Source organism: Streptomyces sp. NPDC020965, assembly GCF_044333555.1.
GTDB lineage: Bacteria > Actinomycetota > Actinomycetes > Streptomycetales > Streptomycetaceae > Streptomyces.
Genome location: NZ_JBIRRE010000006.1, coordinates 38,636 through 54,207, shown reverse-complemented (window position 1 = coordinate 54,207; position 15,572 = coordinate 38,636). Strand labels below are relative to the sequence as shown.

General features: G+C 69.8%; 14 protein-coding genes and 1 tRNA gene. 9 read left to right on the top strand and 6 right to left on the bottom strand.

Going from position 1 to position 15,572, the window contains the following annotated elements:
* Nucleotides 1-601: 601 nt before the first annotated feature.
* Entirely contained in the window at nucleotides 602-1,159 is a 558-nt protein-coding gene (locus tag ACH4S7_RS19285) for a DinB family protein (protein WP_398522419.1), read from the top strand.
* A 70-nt stretch (nucleotides 1,160-1,229) separates the two neighbouring features.
* Here ACH4S7_RS19285 and ACH4S7_RS19280 read toward each other — a convergent pair whose 3' ends face one another.
* Both ACH4S7_RS19280 and ACH4S7_RS19275 read right to left on the bottom strand, forming a co-directional pair.
* Nucleotides 1,230-1,796: an EF-hand domain-containing protein gene (locus ACH4S7_RS19280; protein WP_398522418.1), complete on the bottom strand. Its 567-nt coding sequence runs from the start codon at nucleotides 1,794-1,796 to the stop codon at nucleotides 1,230-1,232.
* Nucleotides 1,778-2,101 carry a PqqD family peptide modification chaperone gene (locus ACH4S7_RS19275; RefSeq protein ID WP_398522417.1) on the bottom strand — a complete coding sequence of 108 codons (324 nt, stop codon included), beginning with the start codon at nucleotides 2,099-2,101 and terminating at the stop codon, nucleotides 1,778-1,780. Before ACH4S7_RS19275 ends, ACH4S7_RS19280 begins: the two co-directional genes overlap by 19 nt.
* A gap of 304 nt (nucleotides 2,102-2,405) precedes the next feature.
* On the opposite strand from ACH4S7_RS19275, the gene ACH4S7_RS19270 reads away from it, so the two are divergent.
* From ACH4S7_RS19270 to ACH4S7_RS19260, 3 genes are all read left to right on the top strand, one after another.
* On the top strand, nucleotides 2,406-3,128 hold the full coding sequence (locus ACH4S7_RS19270) for a ribonuclease H (RefSeq protein ID WP_398522416.1): 723 nt from the start codon (nucleotides 2,406-2,408) through the stop codon (nucleotides 3,126-3,128).
* A gap of 754 nt (nucleotides 3,129-3,882) precedes the next feature.
* Nucleotides 3,883-3,999: transfer RNA gene (locus ACH4S7_RS19265), tRNA-Arg, on the top strand.
* Between the two features lie 457 nt (nucleotides 4,000-4,456).
* A complete protein-coding gene (locus ACH4S7_RS19260) occupies nucleotides 4,457-5,023 on the top strand; it encodes a DUF4291 domain-containing protein (RefSeq protein WP_398522415.1) in 567 nt (188 codons plus the stop codon).
* A 40-nt stretch (nucleotides 5,024-5,063) separates the two neighbouring features.
* Here the strand turns inward: ACH4S7_RS19260 and ACH4S7_RS19255 are convergent, their stop codons facing one another.
* From ACH4S7_RS19255 to ACH4S7_RS19245, 3 genes are read right to left on the bottom strand one after another with little or no spacing between them, the layout of a single operon-like run.
* A complete protein-coding gene (locus tag ACH4S7_RS19255; RefSeq protein ID WP_398522414.1) occupies nucleotides 5,064-5,381 on the bottom strand; it encodes a DMT family transporter in 318 nt (105 codons plus the stop codon).
* Nucleotides 5,378-5,743 carry a DMT family transporter gene (locus ACH4S7_RS19250; RefSeq protein ID WP_398522413.1) on the bottom strand — a complete coding sequence of 122 codons (366 nt, stop codon included), beginning with the start codon at nucleotides 5,741-5,743 and terminating at the stop codon, nucleotides 5,378-5,380. Before ACH4S7_RS19250 ends, ACH4S7_RS19255 begins: the two co-directional genes overlap by 4 nt.
* Nucleotides 5,740-6,285, bottom strand: a complete 546-nt coding sequence (locus ACH4S7_RS19245; RefSeq protein ID WP_398522412.1) for a TetR/AcrR family transcriptional regulator — start codon at nucleotides 6,283-6,285, stop codon at nucleotides 5,740-5,742. The genes ACH4S7_RS19250 and ACH4S7_RS19245 overlap by 4 nt, the downstream gene beginning before the upstream one ends.
* 370 nt (nucleotides 6,286-6,655) lie before the next feature.
* Between ACH4S7_RS19245 and ACH4S7_RS19240 the strand changes: the two genes are divergently transcribed.
* Together ACH4S7_RS19240 and ACH4S7_RS19235 are read left to right on the top strand one after the other, a co-directional pair.
* The gene (locus ACH4S7_RS19240; RefSeq protein ID WP_398522411.1) at nucleotides 6,656-7,093 is read left to right on the top strand and encodes a hypothetical protein; all 438 of its coding nucleotides are present in this window, start codon (nucleotides 6,656-6,658) and stop codon (nucleotides 7,091-7,093) included.
* Nucleotides 7,011-7,445 carry a hypothetical protein gene (locus ACH4S7_RS19235; protein ID WP_398522410.1) on the top strand — a complete coding sequence of 145 codons (435 nt, stop codon included), beginning with the start codon at nucleotides 7,011-7,013 and terminating at the stop codon, nucleotides 7,443-7,445. The genes ACH4S7_RS19240 and ACH4S7_RS19235 overlap by 83 nt, the downstream gene beginning before the upstream one ends.
* A gap of 304 nt (nucleotides 7,446-7,749) precedes the next feature.
* On the opposite strand, the gene ACH4S7_RS19230 is transcribed toward ACH4S7_RS19235, so the two are convergent.
* Nucleotides 7,750-10,494, bottom strand: a complete 2,745-nt coding sequence (locus ACH4S7_RS19230; protein WP_398522409.1) for a hypothetical protein — start codon at nucleotides 10,492-10,494, stop codon at nucleotides 7,750-7,752.
* A gap of 1,170 nt (nucleotides 10,495-11,664) precedes the next feature.
* On the opposite strand from ACH4S7_RS19230, the gene ACH4S7_RS19225 reads away from it, so the two are divergent.
* From ACH4S7_RS19225 to ACH4S7_RS19215, 3 genes are all read left to right on the top strand, one after another.
* The gene (locus ACH4S7_RS19225; protein WP_398522408.1) at nucleotides 11,665-12,549 is read left to right on the top strand and encodes a serine protease; all 885 of its coding nucleotides are present in this window, start codon (nucleotides 11,665-11,667) and stop codon (nucleotides 12,547-12,549) included.
* 319 nt (nucleotides 12,550-12,868) lie between these two features.
* The gene (locus ACH4S7_RS19220; RefSeq protein WP_398522407.1) at nucleotides 12,869-13,360 is read left to right on the top strand and encodes an RICIN domain-containing protein; all 492 of its coding nucleotides are present in this window, start codon (nucleotides 12,869-12,871) and stop codon (nucleotides 13,358-13,360) included.
* Nucleotides 13,361-14,245: 885 nt separating this feature from the next.
* The gene (locus ACH4S7_RS19215) at nucleotides 14,246-14,884 is read left to right on the top strand and encodes a hypothetical protein (protein ID WP_398522406.1); all 639 of its coding nucleotides are present in this window, start codon (nucleotides 14,246-14,248) and stop codon (nucleotides 14,882-14,884) included.
* Nucleotides 14,885-15,572 lie beyond the last annotated feature (688 nt).

The window sequence follows — 15,572 nt, the reverse complement described above, 5'->3', positions numbered from 1 at the left end:
TCCTTCCCAGAGGGGCGAAGGCCATTGCGTCGAGGGTGTGCCGAGCGGCCACCCCTCGCAGCCGCCTGCCCGCGGCAACGAGCCGGCGACCACGCTGCCCTTCTGCAAGATCACTGCCACCGGGAAATCCTCCGGCCGGTCGCTGATGTCCAGGATCTTGCCGCCCGTTCTCCTGGCGGCGGGGGCGGGACTGGCACTGGGGCACCTGACGACGGGACGTCTCGTGCGCTGGGATCCCGATCTGGTGGGGACGCCTCTGTGCCCCTGTTCTCCGCAGCCGCGCTGCACCGCCTGCTGACCGGTCTCCGCCCCGGCCCGGAGCTGTCGCCGCCGTCCGGGGGATTGCGATGGGTCCCGCCCGGGTTCGCGCTGCTGACCGGGTTCTGTGTGGTGAGCGTTCCGTGCCCCGGGCCCTGACCCCGCGTACCGCCCGGCAAGGTCCGGGACGGGCCCGCTCCGGCGCCCGCCCCTGCCCGCGGGACACGGCGGAGGTCTTGGAACACACAGGCTCATCGTCCCGTCATCGAGGACAGGAACTGACCCATATGACTCTTAGTGTGAACACCGAGGAACGGAACAGAGACACCAGAAGGCGGAGACCATGACCGTGCACAAGCTTGCGCCCCTCAACCCCGCCGCTGCGCCGGCCGTCACCGGCGAGTGTGCCGAGCTGCTGGAGATGCTGGCCGCCCAGCGGCACTTGCTGCGTTTCACCACACGGGACCTCACCGATGAGCAGGCCGCCCGGCGGACGACCGTGAGTGAGCTGTGTCTGGGCGGCCTGATCAAGCACGTCACCGCGGTCGAACGGGGCTGGCTGGCGTTCATCACGGACGGGCCGTCGGCGATGGGGGACTTCACCGCCCTGACCGAGGCCGACTGGGCCAGGCGGGCCGATGAGTTCCGGCTGCTGCCCGGTGAGACGCTGGTCGGGGTGCTGGCCGACTACGCGGAGACGGCCCGCCGGACCGACGAGCTGGTCGCCGGGCTGCCCGGCCTCGGTGCCGCGCAGCCGCTGCCGAAGGCGCCGTGGTTCGAGCCGGGCGCGCGGTGGTCGGTGCGCCAGGTGCTGATCCACATCATCGCCGAGACCGCTCAGCACTCCGGCCACGCGGACATCATCCGCGAGTCCCTGGACGGCGCGAAGAGCATGGGCTGAGAGGCGTCGGGCGGGACCCCGGGCCGGAGCTGAGACAGGGGCCGGGCGCGGCCCGGGGCCCGATCGGGGCTCAGACAGGGGGGAAGTCGGTCGTGCCGGTCCACCAGGTGCCCGGGGCCGCCGGGTCGCGGCTGGTCCAGAACTCGACCATGCCGCCGATGAATTCCTCCCGGGACAGGGTGCCGTCCCCGTCCCGGTCGAGATGCCGGAACGCCTCGGCGGCCGCCTGCCGCGTCAGTGCGGGGAAGTGCCCGTGCTGGAAGGCGAAGAACTCCTCCCCGTCCACCGCTTCGTCGCCGTCCGTGTCGGCCACCGCGAGGAACGCCTCCGCGAGGCCGCCGAGCGTGGCCAGGGCCGCCGCCGGGTCGTCGGCCAGGGTCCGGGTGGAGGCGATGAACTCCGCGCGGCTGACCGCGTCCGCTCCCGGCGGCAGATGCGGCAGGTGCAGCTCGCGCCAGATCGCCAGATAGGCCGCGATCACCCGTTGTCCGGCCGGCGACCCCTCGGGGTGTCCGAGGGAGGCGGCGACGGACTGTCCCATGAGGGTGTGGTCATGCTCCGTCAGACGGCCGTCACCGTCACGGTCGAGATGGTCGAAGCCATGGCCGATCTTCCGTATCAGCAGCTCGTCCGACATGCGGCGCCTCTCGGTCGGGGGGTATCCGTGCCCTCCTTCGTACCAGGCGGGCACGGCGGCCGTCCGGGGCATCCGGAAAGTCGTGGCCCTCTCCCGCGCAGCCGGAAGGGGCCCGTGCCGCGGCGGGCTCCCATCCGGCCGGAATCACCGCGGTCCGGGCTCCGCCCCGCCCCGCTGCCGGTCGCGTTCTGGAGTCGGCGTACCACGTCGTCTGCCGTGTTGCCGTCGAGGAGTGTCCGCAGGATCAGCGCGCCGGTGGGGTTGAGCTGCCAGTCACGTCCGGAGCGTTCGTCGAGGAGCACCATGCCTCTCCGGGCACCCCTGGTGAGGGTACGACTGAGGATCGTCGTACCCAGTCCCCCCACCGAAGGGATCGGTGCAGCCAGCACCAAGGCGGCGTTCATTCCCTCGCTTCGGACAGAAGACGACACTTCCCGGCCTGACGCGAAGAATCAGGGGCGGCCCCGCAAGGGCCGTTGGACCGCCCGGCCGCACGTTCGAGGCATCCACCCGATCGAGACTGCTCCCTGTGAGCCCAATCCTGCGGGGTGCCGCTCGGCCGGCCGGGTACCTGCCGCTCGCGGCAGAGTCGCTGTGTGCGCGGGTGGCATGATCGGGGGCATGTATGAACGCATCGTGGCCGCCGCCGATGGATCGTCGAAGGGGAACCCCGGTCGGGCCGGGTGGGGTTGGGTCGTCGCCGACGCGCATGGTTCCCCGCAGCGCTGGGAGTCCGGCCCACTGGGCACCGCCACCAACAATTCCGCCGAACTCACGGCGCTGCAGCGCCTCTTGGAGGCCACCCCTTCGGATACCCCGCTGGAGGTGCGGATGGACTCGCAGTACGCCATGAAGGCGGTCACACAGTGGCTACCCGGCTGGAAACGCAACGGATGGAAGACCGCCAGCGGCAGCCCGGTCGCCAACCGCGACCTGGTCGAGCGGATCGACACCCTCTTGACGGGGCGCGAGGTCAACCTCGTGTACGTCCCGGCGCATCAGGAGGGCGGGGACCGACTGAACGCCATCGCCGACCAGGCCGCGAGCGACGCGGCCGCCACACAGAAGCCAGGCGGAACCGCCCACGGCCACGACCTGCCCGTCCCCGCACCGGAACGGGCCATTCCTTCGCGTGGGACGAAAAAGGCTCCCGCCCAGCGTAAGAAGAGCGGCAGTCCCGACCGAGGCGGTATCCGGACCATCACAGCGAAGTTCCCCGGCCGGTGCGCCTGCGGCGCCGCCTACGAGGCCGGAAGCAAGATCACCAAAATCGGTACGGGATGGGGACACCCGGACTGCCGGACGAAGGAGGAAGGGAGCGCCGGCCAGTGAACCCGCCAGGATCGACGCAGCGAGGCTCCCGCCCCTTCCGGGGGAGGGCGGAGCCTCTTGACGGCACTCCGGGTGGCGGACGTCTGGCCGCGGTGTGTGGCCATTCGCGTCGACAGTGCGAGCAGTTGGCGGCGGCGCGTCCGTGGACTCCCGGTAGACGCGGTACCAGGCGGTCTGGGCCTTCAACAGACCGGTGGTGAAGGTGGGCCGCTTCAGGACCTGTGTGGGGTCGCATGCTCGATCCGCAGGGCTGGGTAACCTGACTGATTCCTCGCTGCGGCCGGGGCTCCCGATCCGGAAGGTGCCTCGGCGATCCCGGTCGGAGGGTGTGGGCTGACTGTGGGCTCCGCAGGCAAGGGTTGTGTCACTCGGGTGCCAACGTGGCTCGCAACGGGTGTCGTTGAGGGCTGTGCACCGTTCCCAGGGTGTTCCGCAGTGGGGGATTCCTGCGATCTATTGATCTTGTGCTTACGACCGGGATCGCCGGTTGCGGGGCTGGCGTTGGTGGTCCAAGGAGAGGCACCCCACTTCCCGTGGGGGACGCAGGTGCACGGCATGCCCAGCGCTCAACCCAGGTCCCGGCCTCCTGAGGAGGCCGGGACCTGGTGCTGGCGTTAGCGGTTCGGATTGGCCACTGCCCCACTTCTGTGGGCCTGTGGCAGGGATGCCTTCCCGTTCCGGAAAAGGGTTCATCTGTAGAGGACGATGTCTCTACCCTGAGCGGAGCGGGTCAGCGCGCATTCCCGCAGGCTGCGGTGGCGTGGCAGAGCGGCCCATTGCGATCGGCGTGGGGAGGCCCCCTCACGTCGACTGACGGAGACGGGGCGGGCTTGCTCCTATCTGTCCGCGGGTTCGAATCCCGTCGTCATCGCAGCCGACCTCGACTTGGGCCAGGCGCACGGGAGTACTCGTCAGACCTGCCAAAGAGGTTGGGCCAGAGCTCCGGGCTGGCCCCACGATCCCGGTCTGGGTGGGCCCACTTCATGCCTGACATGACCATCGTTACGGCCCGAGTGGCCCTGGGCTCCGCCCCAGCCCTTGGGCTCGGTCGAGGCGGTCTGATGTCGCGGGGTGGTCGTGAGAGAGAATGCCGTGCATGACGACTTGAAGAGGACCGGCCGGTCGGTCGCATTGGGTCAAGGCCGCGACTTGTGACACGGTCAGAGACGGTGATCACCGAATTTGCGCCACTTGTGAAACCGAGGTCTGCTCCCACCAGTTCCGCTTCCATCCGCCTGAGTCCTCGATGTTCGAGCGGTGCGTCGGCCTGGTCCGGATCAGCGAAAACGGTTCGTCTCCGGCAGACGCCGACTGGCAGGCTGCGACGCATGGTTCCACAGCGTCAGATACGCGCCCAGTACGACTCCCGGACGATCGTCGTGTACCAGGCATACTCGCCTGCCATCGCGGGTCCGTCCGTGCGGGCCAATCGCTTCGTCACCCCGTTCTCCTTTGGCCGGATGACCTGGATCAAACCCTCGTTCCTCTGGTTGATGCACCGTAGCAACTGGGCCCAGAAACCCGGCCAGGAGCGGGTGCTGGCGGTCCGGATTACCCGGGAGGGCTGGGAGGAGGCCCTGTCCACAGGGGTACTGACCACCTCCGATCCACCAGCGGTGGCCACGGCTCCGGTCCATGTGCAGTGGGACCCAGAGCGCACTCTGCGGGGCTCCGCACTGAATCACTACAGCATCCAGGTCGGCATCGGCCGCGAGCTGATTCAGCGCTTCAACGAGGAATGGCTGGTGGACCTCGCGGACATCACCGCGCAGACCCGCAAGGCCGCCACACTCGTGCGGTCGGGCCGCTCCGCCCAGGCCCAGCGGCTGCTGCCGACCGAACGGCATTATCCGGTCGGGCCCGAGGCGGCCAAGAGGCTGAGGATCGACGGATAGCTCAAGGCACGGTCCGTATGCGCGGGCCCACGGTGACGGGTCAGTGGCCGAGTTCGATCACGAGGACGCCGGCGGCGATGACGGCGATGCCCAGGCCCATCCGGCGGGTGAGCGGGTCGCGGAAGAGCAGGTGGGCGACGATCGCGGTGAGTGCGATGCCGACGGCGGCCCAGATTCCGTAGGCGACGCCGATGGGCATGCCTTCGCCGAGGCTGAGGAAGAGGAAGAGGAAGGAGACGCTTTGCAGGAGTGCGAACGGGGCGATCCACTTCGTGCGCCGGAAGCCCTCTGACATCCGGAGGAAGGTCGTTCCGCTCACTTCGCAGAAGATGGCGGCGGTCAGATAGATCCAGCTCACCGGTGGTCCTCCGTTCCGTTTCCGGCGGGGGCGGGGTGGCCCGCGTGCGTGGAGCCGGTCTCCACGATCATGACGCCCGCGGCGACCAGGGCGATGCCCGCGGCCATGACCCAGGTGAGGGGATCACCGAACAGGACGTACGCGAGCACGGCGGTCAGGGCGACACCGCAGGCGGCCCAGATGCCGTAGACCACCCCGATGGAGGCGCCGGTGCGCAGGATCGCGGCCAGGAGCACGAAGGCGCCGATGTAGCCGGCCGCGGTGAGCGCGAACCACCCGGGGTGGTCGGAGGCGGCGCGCAGGGCGAGGGTCGCGGAGACCTCGCCGATGACGGCGAGGGTGAGCAGGGCCCATTTGTTCATCGGGGGCCTTCTTTCAGGAGCTGCTCGGCGAGAGCGAGAAGCTGTTCCCGTTCGCCGTCGCGGGGGACGAACGTGTCTGCCGCCAGGGCTGTCCAGTAGCCGTCGGCCATCAGCCGGGCGGCGGTGAGTCGTCCGCGCTCCTCCAGGGCCATGTCCTCGGGCAGCGCGAACCACGGGCTCAGGCGCTTGATCCAGGTGTCCTTCAGGGCGGGGCTGTAGACGGCGTCGGTGAAGATCGCGAAGTCCGCGCGGTCCAGGCTCCCGGACAGCGCGACCCGCACGTAGGCGCCGATGCGCTCCGACGGGCTCGCCTGCTCCCTCGGCCTGTCCAGGGCGGCGATCATGGCCTGCTCCCAGCGGGCGGCCACATGATCGACCACACCGTTCATCAGTGCCGTCTTGGTGGGGAAGTGGTACATCAGCCCGGGCTTGCTCAGCCCGGCTTCCTGCGCGGCGGACGCCAGGGTTATCGACCCGCCGTCGACAGCGCGCACCAGACGCAGGGCCGCTTCCAGAATCTGCTCTCGGGATGTGTTGCTCATGACTCTACTTTACCAACCGGTTGGTAAAGTAAAAGTCGACGTGGCCGGGCCTCCGGCTCCGCGCCCGCCGCGAAGAGCACGCTCCGCCATACGCTCAGTAACCGTCCAGTCCGAGCCAGCCGGGGCGGCGCAGGTGGACATCGGGCAGTCGCGCGATTCCACGCGCTTGGAGTCATCGCTCACGAGCCACACGAAAGAGGGAGAACCCGTTATGACGAGCACGCCGCCGCCGTCACCTCGACCACGGCGGTGCTGACCGCGGCCGGGTTCGGTACCCCGCTGGCAGACCGAGATCGCCCACAAGCTCCCCTACGGCTACACCCAGTACGCCGACCTGACGATGCGTGCCCCGGACGCGGATGTGCCCGCGATGCTTCCGGAGATCGACCGGGTCAACGAGCCCGTCGACGACCTGGTGGCCAAGGTGCGCCGCTACACCGAGTGGTTCGAACTCCTGGCGCCGAAGGCTGACCCGGACCACGAACGGGCAGCCCGCTGGGAGGGCGCGGCGGTGCACGGCTTCCGGCTGTGGCCGCGTCTCTACCCCCGGCTACCTGCCGGGAGCTATGTCCTGGTCGCGTTCGTGTTCACCGGGAAAACGGTCGAGCAGCGCGACAGCCGGATCCGGCGCCTGGAGCAGGCCGCCCACACCTCTTTCGCCGGGGAGCCGTACCCCGAGCCGGGCCGCGGGGACTACGGCTGTCGACGACCACCAGGCGGTGCCAGTGGTCGTCACCGAGTTGGAGCGGATCACCGCCGACTTCAAGGGCGCGGCCGGTGCGGTGTGGCGCAGGCCCGGGCGGGATGAGTGGCAGACGCTGCGCGAGGCGCTGGACAACCCCGACGGCGACCGGCTTTACGCGGCCCAGCTCAAGGAGGCCCGGTGTCGCCTGGCGGAGCGCGAGGCGCCGGAGCGGGAGGCACGGCGGCCGGTGTGCACCGCCTGCGGGAACCGGTTCAGCGACGACCGCTGGCAGCAGGTCCGGCCCTCCGGGTGGCCCGGGAAACGGGATCATCTGTGCGGACCGTGCGAGCAGGATGACCTCGCCCGCATCGAAGCCGAACGTCTCACCCGCCGCCAGGCGGAGGAGGCCACGGCCCGCGCGGCGGCGGAAGCGGGAGTGAGGAAGAGCCGCGGATTGTTCGGACGCCGCCGGTAGCCGGCCCGCCCCGGGGCCGGATCCCCGGGGCGGCTTCCGTCTCCGGCCGGGCAGACAGCCCGGCCGGAGACGGAGGCACATACCCCGGACAGCAACGTGAAGGATCAGATCGGCATTAGCGCGAAGAGGCGATCACTTCACCACCGGCGTTGGTGAGCCCGGGTAGGGGACTGAACTCCCGGGCCGCGCCCGGGGGCGGGCAACGAGTCGAGCCGGCGGGGGGTTCGTGTTGACGCCGGTGAGGATCCGATGGCCCTTGCTGGGGGTTCGGTGGCTGTCGTGTCATGGTGCCGGGGTGGGCCGTTCAGGAGCCGGATTGTTCTCCGGTGGTTTCGCGGATCTGGGCGCGGGTGGTGTCGGCCTGTTGCTGGATGTGTTGTTGTACGTGGGCAGGGACGCCTTGGTCGTGGAAGTGGGCGGTGAGGGTGTCGAGGGTGGTTTCGGCGCGTTCGAGGTCGCCGGCTTTGGCGTGGACGGTGGCGAGGCGGCGGAACGCGGCGTTGAGGGTGAGGTTGTCGAGGCCGGTGTCCTGGTCGGTGCGGGAGGTGGTGATGGCTTCGGTGAGCTGGGTGACCGATTCGGCGATGTCCGGCGGGCGGACCTGGAGGCGGCCGTCGCCGATGGTCTGGAAGTGACGTCCGGCGTTGGCACCGCGGGCGAGGCGGGCGTAGGCGGTGAGAGGGTGGTCGCCGTGTCGTTCGATGAGTTCCTGGAGGGCGTCGTTGCCGGTGGTGAGGTGGGGCGCGTCGGAGCCGAGGAAGGCGAGGAGTGTGCCCTGGTCGTCCCCGGTGAGGAGTTCACCGACTTCCTGGTCGGCCCGGTCGAGCGGGGTGCGGACCCGGATGGTGCGGGTGGGCGAGACGGTGCGGGCGCCGTCGAGACCGGTGTGGACGGCGGTGATCCGGTAGGTGCCGGGTTCGGCGAAGTAGAGGCCGTCGCTGCCGTAGCCGAGGTAGGCGGTTTCGTAGACGGCCGGGTTCGCCTCGGTGAGGGTGACGGTGCGTTCGACTTCCCCGTGTCCGGCGCAGGCGCGGGCGATGGGGCGGAAGGCCCGGGTGCGGCCGTACGGGTCGGTGATCACGATCGCGGTGCGCTCGCCCTTCGGGCCGATCGCCGCGGCGGCCTCCACATCCCCGCGTATCCCGGTACGAGAGAGCCTCAACTCGGCCATGACCGGCTCGCCGTAGCCGAAGAACTGCTTCCCGCCGAGCGAGAGTGCCAGCCCCGGGTCCTCACCGGCGCCCGGCAGGGTGAACGCCGGTGCGGTGGCACTGAGGTCGAGTGCCGTGTTGCTGAGGAAGGCGTCGCCGCCGGGGACGATGTGACGGTGGAAGCCATGGCGCAGATGGCGCAGTTCGTTGTCGCTGAAGGAGTACGGGAAGTCCTGCCAGAAGTGCTGCAACCCGGCCCTGTCACCGTTGCTGTAGACCTGCGGATAGTTCATCCAGGACAGTTCGCCGAGGCCGTTGTTCGGCCCCAGGGGGGCGGGCGGGGTGGACAGATGCTTCTCCCAGGAGTGGTGCAGGTTGAAGACATGTCCGAGTTCGTGGACATAGGCGAACAGCTCGAAGGAGTCGCCGATCAGGTTGAGGTCCCGCAGGGCGTTGTGGAAGACGGCCATGCCCTGGCGTTGCCTGCCGATCTGGTCGAACATGACCCCGGCGACACTGTCGTGGAGGGAGTGGTAGGTGGCCACGAAGGTCCAGATCTTCCACTGCTCGGTGTCCTGGTGGAGGCTGAAGTTGGTCTCCATCGCCGCATGCAGCTCGGCCTCCGACCACTTCAGATCGGCGCCCGTGGTGTCGGCGACGACATTGACCCGGCCCGCGTTCTTCAGCTCGACGCCGGCCTCGGCATAGGCGGAGGCGATGGTCAGGACCCGGTTGCGGTAGCCGCGCGGCACATTGCCCACGGCGGTGTTGTAGCTCTGGAAGACCTGGGTGCCCGCCGTGGCGTCGGTCTCCATCTCGACCGACCGCAGGGCCGGGCCGGCGTAGTTGCAGCTGAAGTACGTCTGGGTGCCGCCGGGTGCGTCGAGGATGATGACGGCGTTGCCGGTGCCGCTGTTCACGGCGAGCCGGGGGAGCGTGAGTGTGAGGTTGGTCAGGGGTGAGTTGTTGGCCCAGGACAGACCCGGCTGGTGGAGGAGGAAGCGGTCGGGGCTCGGTATGACGGTCAGAGCAGCGGTGGTCCGGAAGGAATCGGTGCAGGTGTCGCCGGTGAACAGATCGCCGCTGATCATTCCCAGTGACCGCTCGCCCTCCAGGTCGACGCGGAGCTCGATCCGCTGGTTGCCGTTCGTGCCGGTCCAGCGGCCGGTGACCGGACGGTTGGGCGTACGGTAGCGCTCGGGGAGCGCGGCCAGGCCCGCCACGCGGAGCTGGTCCAGTGCTCCGGAGGCCAGGACCCCGGTCTTCCAGTTCAGCAGAACGCCCTGGGCACCCTTGATCAGCAGGCTCTGCCGGGTCCCGTCGGCAGCCGGTTTGTACGGCGCGACATGGTCCAGGTTCTCGCGGAAGTCCTGCGGCAGCTGCGCCCAGCCCGCGGAGCCCGACGCGTCGGGGCCCTCGGTGATCAGCGCCTCACGCACCACGCCGGTGGACCAGTTCAGGGTGAGGACCCGCGCGCCCTTGAAGAAGTACGTCTGCCGTGTTCCGCCCGCCCCGTCAGGCGCCGGTAACAGGGCGTCGTTCTGCGAGCGGTAGCCGGCCGGGAGCGCAGTGCCCCAGTTCGCCAGCCCGGTCCACGACCCCTCGCTCAGGGTGGTCTTCTGCTCCCAGTCGTACCACTCGTAGGTGTCGCCCGAGATGAACAGACTCTGCGGCGCCTGACCGGGTCGGGACAGCGTCAGCGCGAAGTCACCGTTGCTCAGCTTCTTCTCGTTGCACACCTTCGGCACGATGACGTTGAACGCGTCCCAGCCGACCAGGCGCTGCTCGCTGATCAGGGCGCCTTGCAGACCCCGTCCGAACAACAGCCGCCACTCACCGCCCTCCGGATACGCCTGCACCCAGTTGTAGCCCGTCGTCTTGTACCGCATGAACCCCATGACCTGTACTCCTCTCAGAGAATGCGAAAACCGGGGGACGGATCGCCCGCCCCGCCCGTCCAGTCCGGCGGAACGCCGTACCCCGTGAACGACCGCCCCCGCCCTGCCGGGGAGCTGCGGCACCGCGCACAGCCCCGGCCGGTACGCCCCGTCCGGCAGCCCGTCCCGCGTGATCCGTCGCAGCACAAGCGGCCGGCTCGGCCCGGACGGGCCGCGGGCCGCCGTCCGGCGAGGACTTGTCGCGGCACAGGTGCCGGTGCGGTCGCCGGGTATCTCCGCAAAGCCTCGGTCAGCCATGGCTGTGGACCATCCGTTCTCGACATCGCCCCCGAGCCGGGAGCGGGGTGAGGCGGGCTGTCGGGTGAGACGAATGCCGGGCAGGGGAGAGCAGCCGCCACCGGTGCGCGGGAAATCGGCCGCCGGCCGGTCAGCGGGTAAAGAATCGGTTAAACCGAGCCGGCCACAGCAGACCACACCTCACGTTCACCGGAAATCGAACATAAAGCCCATTGCCGTCGCACAGAGGCGGAATGGCGCATACCTCCCCCATGTCGTGCCGTCCGGCCGCCCCAGGATCCTGGACGTTCCCCGGGGCCCGATGCCGTCGGGCACGCCTGCGCTCCACCCCGGCCCCGGTTCCACCGGCCCGAACGGCCGACCGCCCGGATGTGCGCCATGTGCCCACCGGGGGTGGGAACTCCGCGACGGGTCGTCCGGTACCCCGTCCGCACGAAGCCGCACACCTCCGTCACCCCCCGTCGGCTCCACAAGAACGACCGGAACCCGTCGATGTGATGCCGCGGTGGTGGTGGCCACGACCGACGCGCGCCGGCATCTGCGTCTCCCGGCCGGCTCCGGAACCGCGGCCTGCCGGGCCGGTGCGGTCGCCCTTGCCGTGACGACCGTGTCCGGCTTCCCCGCCGGAGCGGTCCGAGCGGTTTCGGGCGGGCAGGGACCCACCCGGGCAGGATTCCCGGAACGCGCCGCAGGAGTTCCGGGCTCCGAATGCTCCCACTCGGGTTCCTGCCCGGGGGTAAGTGTGGGGGTGGTGGTCACTCTTCCGGGGGATCGTTGCGGGCTTCGGGGCGGGCATACGATCCGACTTCCCGGGGTCCGTGCCGGGTCCTGCCCGTATCTCGTCCGAGAGGGGTTCCTGTGCGCTTACGTGTCTTGATCGTTCTGTCTTCCCTGTTCACCCGTACCGAGGGAAGGCAAGCGGGCGTGGTGATGGCCAGGGGCTGGACCGGGTGGTTGGTCGCGGGTGTGGTGGGGGTGTTGCCGGCCGCCGGTCTGGCCGGCGGGGCGGGCACGGCATCGGCGGCACCGCCGCCGGTCGAGCCGCCGGTGACCCAGGTCGTGGGCGGGACGGATGCCCCTGAGAACGCCTACCCCTACCAGGCGTCGCTGCAGGTCCAGCGCTCCGGCGGGTGGTTCCACACATGTGGCGGGTCGATCATCGGCGCCCGGTGGGTGCTGACCGCGGCCCACTGCCTGGGGAGTCCGGTCAGCGGCATGCGGGTGATGGTGGGGACGAACTCCCTCGCGGCTCCCACGCTCTATCGCACCGTGTATCCGGTGGCGGAAGCGATCGGTCACGAGGACTACAACGGCGGCGCCGCCGGTATGCCGAACGACATCGCCCTCCTGAAGCTGAGCGCACCGATCCACTTCAACCCGGGCACCCAGCCGATCGCGCTCCAGGATCTGCCTGATGTCCCAGGCGGCAGCGCGGTCCTGACCGGCTGGGGGCGTGTCAGTGCAGGCGGAGGGCGGGCGGACATCCTTCAGCAGGCCACGGTCACGGTCCTGCCCATTCCCGAATGCCGGCTGCGCTGGCCCGGTGGGAACCTGAGCCCGGTGAACCACCTGTGCACCTACGACGGGGCGGCGGGCCCGTCCGCCTGCAACGGCGACAGTGGTGGCCCGCTGGCCCGGAACGGTCGCCTGATCGGCGTTGTCAGCTGGGGCCCCTCCAACTGCAGCGGAAGCTACCCGTCCGTCCACACCAACGCCGGTGGCCACCGCCTCTGGATCGCCGGCAAGACCGGCATCTGACCAGACAGGCGGACGAACCCAGGGGCCGATGCCGGCCGCGCTGATGCACGGCCTGCCGTCCGGTCCGGCCGTACCGCACTGTAGGGCGAGGTCGTGGACGTGACACGGCCCCGACAGTCGCGCGTCGACCGGGCATGCCGGCCCGCTTTCGCCGTAGCCCCGCACCCACCGGCCTTCACCGCCCTCACGGGCTGCTCCGGGGCGGTCTGCTCCAGGGCCCGACCGCTTCCCTTACCGCTTCCCTTACCGCCTCTCCCGCCCTGTCCCCGTTGGCCACCCAGTCGCATGCCGCTCCCTCACCACCGGCCACGACGGCATAGTGAGCACCGGTGGCTGTCTGCCAGCCCGAGACGGTCGCGCTTTCCCGCCCGCAGGTGGGCCGGATGGCCGGATTGGCGTTCTGGGCAGCGGCGGCCGGGCTCCCTACCGTGGCAACAACGGTGCGAACCAGCGGTGGCGCTTCGAGGTCGACCACCACGGCACCAGGTACACGTTCTTCCGGATCGTCAACGTCCACAGCGGACTGGTCCTGGCCGTCCAGCCGGACCGGACGATCACTCAGCAGCCCCACGCTGACGCGGGCCAGCCGGAGGGGCGCCGGCAGATGTGGGCCATGGGCTACCCCGGCTTCAACGGCAGCACCTACGAACCGGCCAAACCCTCCCAGCCGCACCCCACCGGATCGAAGGGCACCCGCCTGCGCATCCTCGAACACGACCCCGTCGACGCAACCCCCACCTCCGGAACCCTCATCACCTTCAGCGAGGGGGCAGCCTTCGAAACCGGCTGGACGTTCACCGCCGCGCCCTGAGCCCCGCGCCTTTTCTCTCCTCCAACCGTCCGGGGCTACCGGCAGTCGAGCCAGAGCCGCCGCCCTTTCGGCGCCGGTAGTCGCCCCGCTCCCGGGCCGGCTCCCCGGAAGCGGATCCCGATCGTCCGGGCAAGACGGCCCCGGCCGGAGACGACGGACGGGAACACCCCGGACCGTGCGTGAGGGACCACCAGTTCGGTATCGGCGCGAAGGTGGCGATCATCTCCGCAGCCGGCTTCGTTGAACCCGGGTATGGGACTGAACTCCCAGGCGGTGCCCGGGGCCGAGTGGATGGCCGACCGGGCAGTCGACAGGCGGCTGTCATTTCGCCGATGCGGTCACTTCCACGGCCTGGGGCACGGCCGCGACTGAGGACGCGATCGTCATCCCGGCCGCTGCCTCTGTCCGGGATCAGTTGCGAGACCCTCGGGGCGCTCGCCACTTTGGCGGCGGCCATTGCCGACTTCGCACGTCGGTGGTGTCGTGGGATACGGGTGTGGACCCGGGGGTGCCCTGCTCAGGGCGGCGGTCTTCCGCAGGGGTGGGATCGCGGCTTGGCACGGTCGGCAGGCTGGCTGTGGGCTGGCGGTCTTGTGTGTGCGTTGTTGTCTGTTTCCGGGGTCGCGGTGGTGGTGTGCAAGTCCTTGTCCGGGGGCCGGGGCAGGGGTGAGAATCCGGGCGGGAAATGACACACGGCTGGCCGGTCGGCTGTCAGCGCCCGAGTCCGGGGAATGGTTCCCCGGGACCGGGCCCTGGTGGTGGTGCGTGCGAGTTGTCGGACAGAGAGAGTCGCTGATGAGTGCTGGGCAGTCAGAGTCGGGGTTACCGCCGCGTCCGCCGGGATCTCTGCCGTTCCCCGATCCCCCCTCGGCTCCCCCGCCGCCTGTGCCGTCGGGTGGTGGCCGACGAGCCGAGACGGCGGCGATCGTCTCGGCTTTCACGGGAGTCGCCGGACTACTGCTCGGTTTCTTCGGTGTCTCCACGTTCGTGACATCACCGACCGCGCGCACCGTCACCGCGACGGTCACCGCGACCGTGACGGCCACTCCCGCGCCTGTTGCCGGTTCGGGACAAGGAGGGCCCGGCACCGGGACTGGGAGAACACCGTCCCCGGTTGCCTCCGGGACCAAAGACGTACCGCTGACGGATATCGCGCCCCTCTACGACTCCGGCGAGGGCTGGCAGACCACCTCCGCCGTCACGGGCGGCACCCGTTTCGACAGCGCCATGGTCTCCGAGATCGGCTCCTACGACCGGGTCATCTACAGCATCAACGAACGCTACAAATCCCTTACTCTCACCGTCGGTCTCGACGACGACAGCCCGGCCTATCCCATCACCGTCAAATTCAGCGGCGGCGCGGACCGTGAGAAGCCACTGAAGACCGTGACGGCACAGATCAACCGTCCGGTCCAGGTGTCCGTGGACCTCACCGGTATTGCCATCTTCCACATCGAGGCGGAGCAGCCGGAGAGCCATACGGCGACCGTCGTACTCGGCAACCCCGTACTGCACCGGCCCTGACACCCGCACCCGCGAGGGGCTGGGCCTGTACCGTGTCCCGGAACTGGGAAGACGCACGCCGACTACGCCAAGGTGTTCACCGGCCTCGCTCAGATGGCCGTCTTGACGGCGACGCCGCCCGCGACCTCATCACGGCCGCGATCGACACCCTGGGGTGAAGATACGTAATTTCCCGCAATCTCGTTGAGGACGGAGCGCCAGTCTCCGTAGCGTCGAACGACACCGACGCACCCGGCAACGGAGGCGGTGCCCATGAACGCACCCACACCCACCGGCCCTGATCCGGAAGGCCCCGACCGGGTCCGCCCCCTTGCGGGCGGCTTCCTTCTCCGGTCGGGCAGACAGCCCGGCCGGAGAGAGCGTGAACACCCCGGACCGTGCGTGAGGGACCACCAGATCGGTATCGGCGCGAAGGTGGCGATCATTTCCGCAGCCGGCTTCGTTGGACCCGGGTATGGGACTGAACACGCGGGCCGCGCCCGGGGTCGAGCAGCGGGCCGAGTTGGCGGTCGAGAGCGCCTGTCATCTGGTCGACGCGGTCATGCCCACTGCCTGGAGTGAGGCGGGCGGCCGAGGACGCGCTGGACGCGATCGACGTCCTCACCACCGCCCTCTCCCGGATCAGCCCCGAGACCGCGGAGGCGCTCGTGATCGTGGTGGTGGCCACTGCCGACGCGCGCAGCCGGCT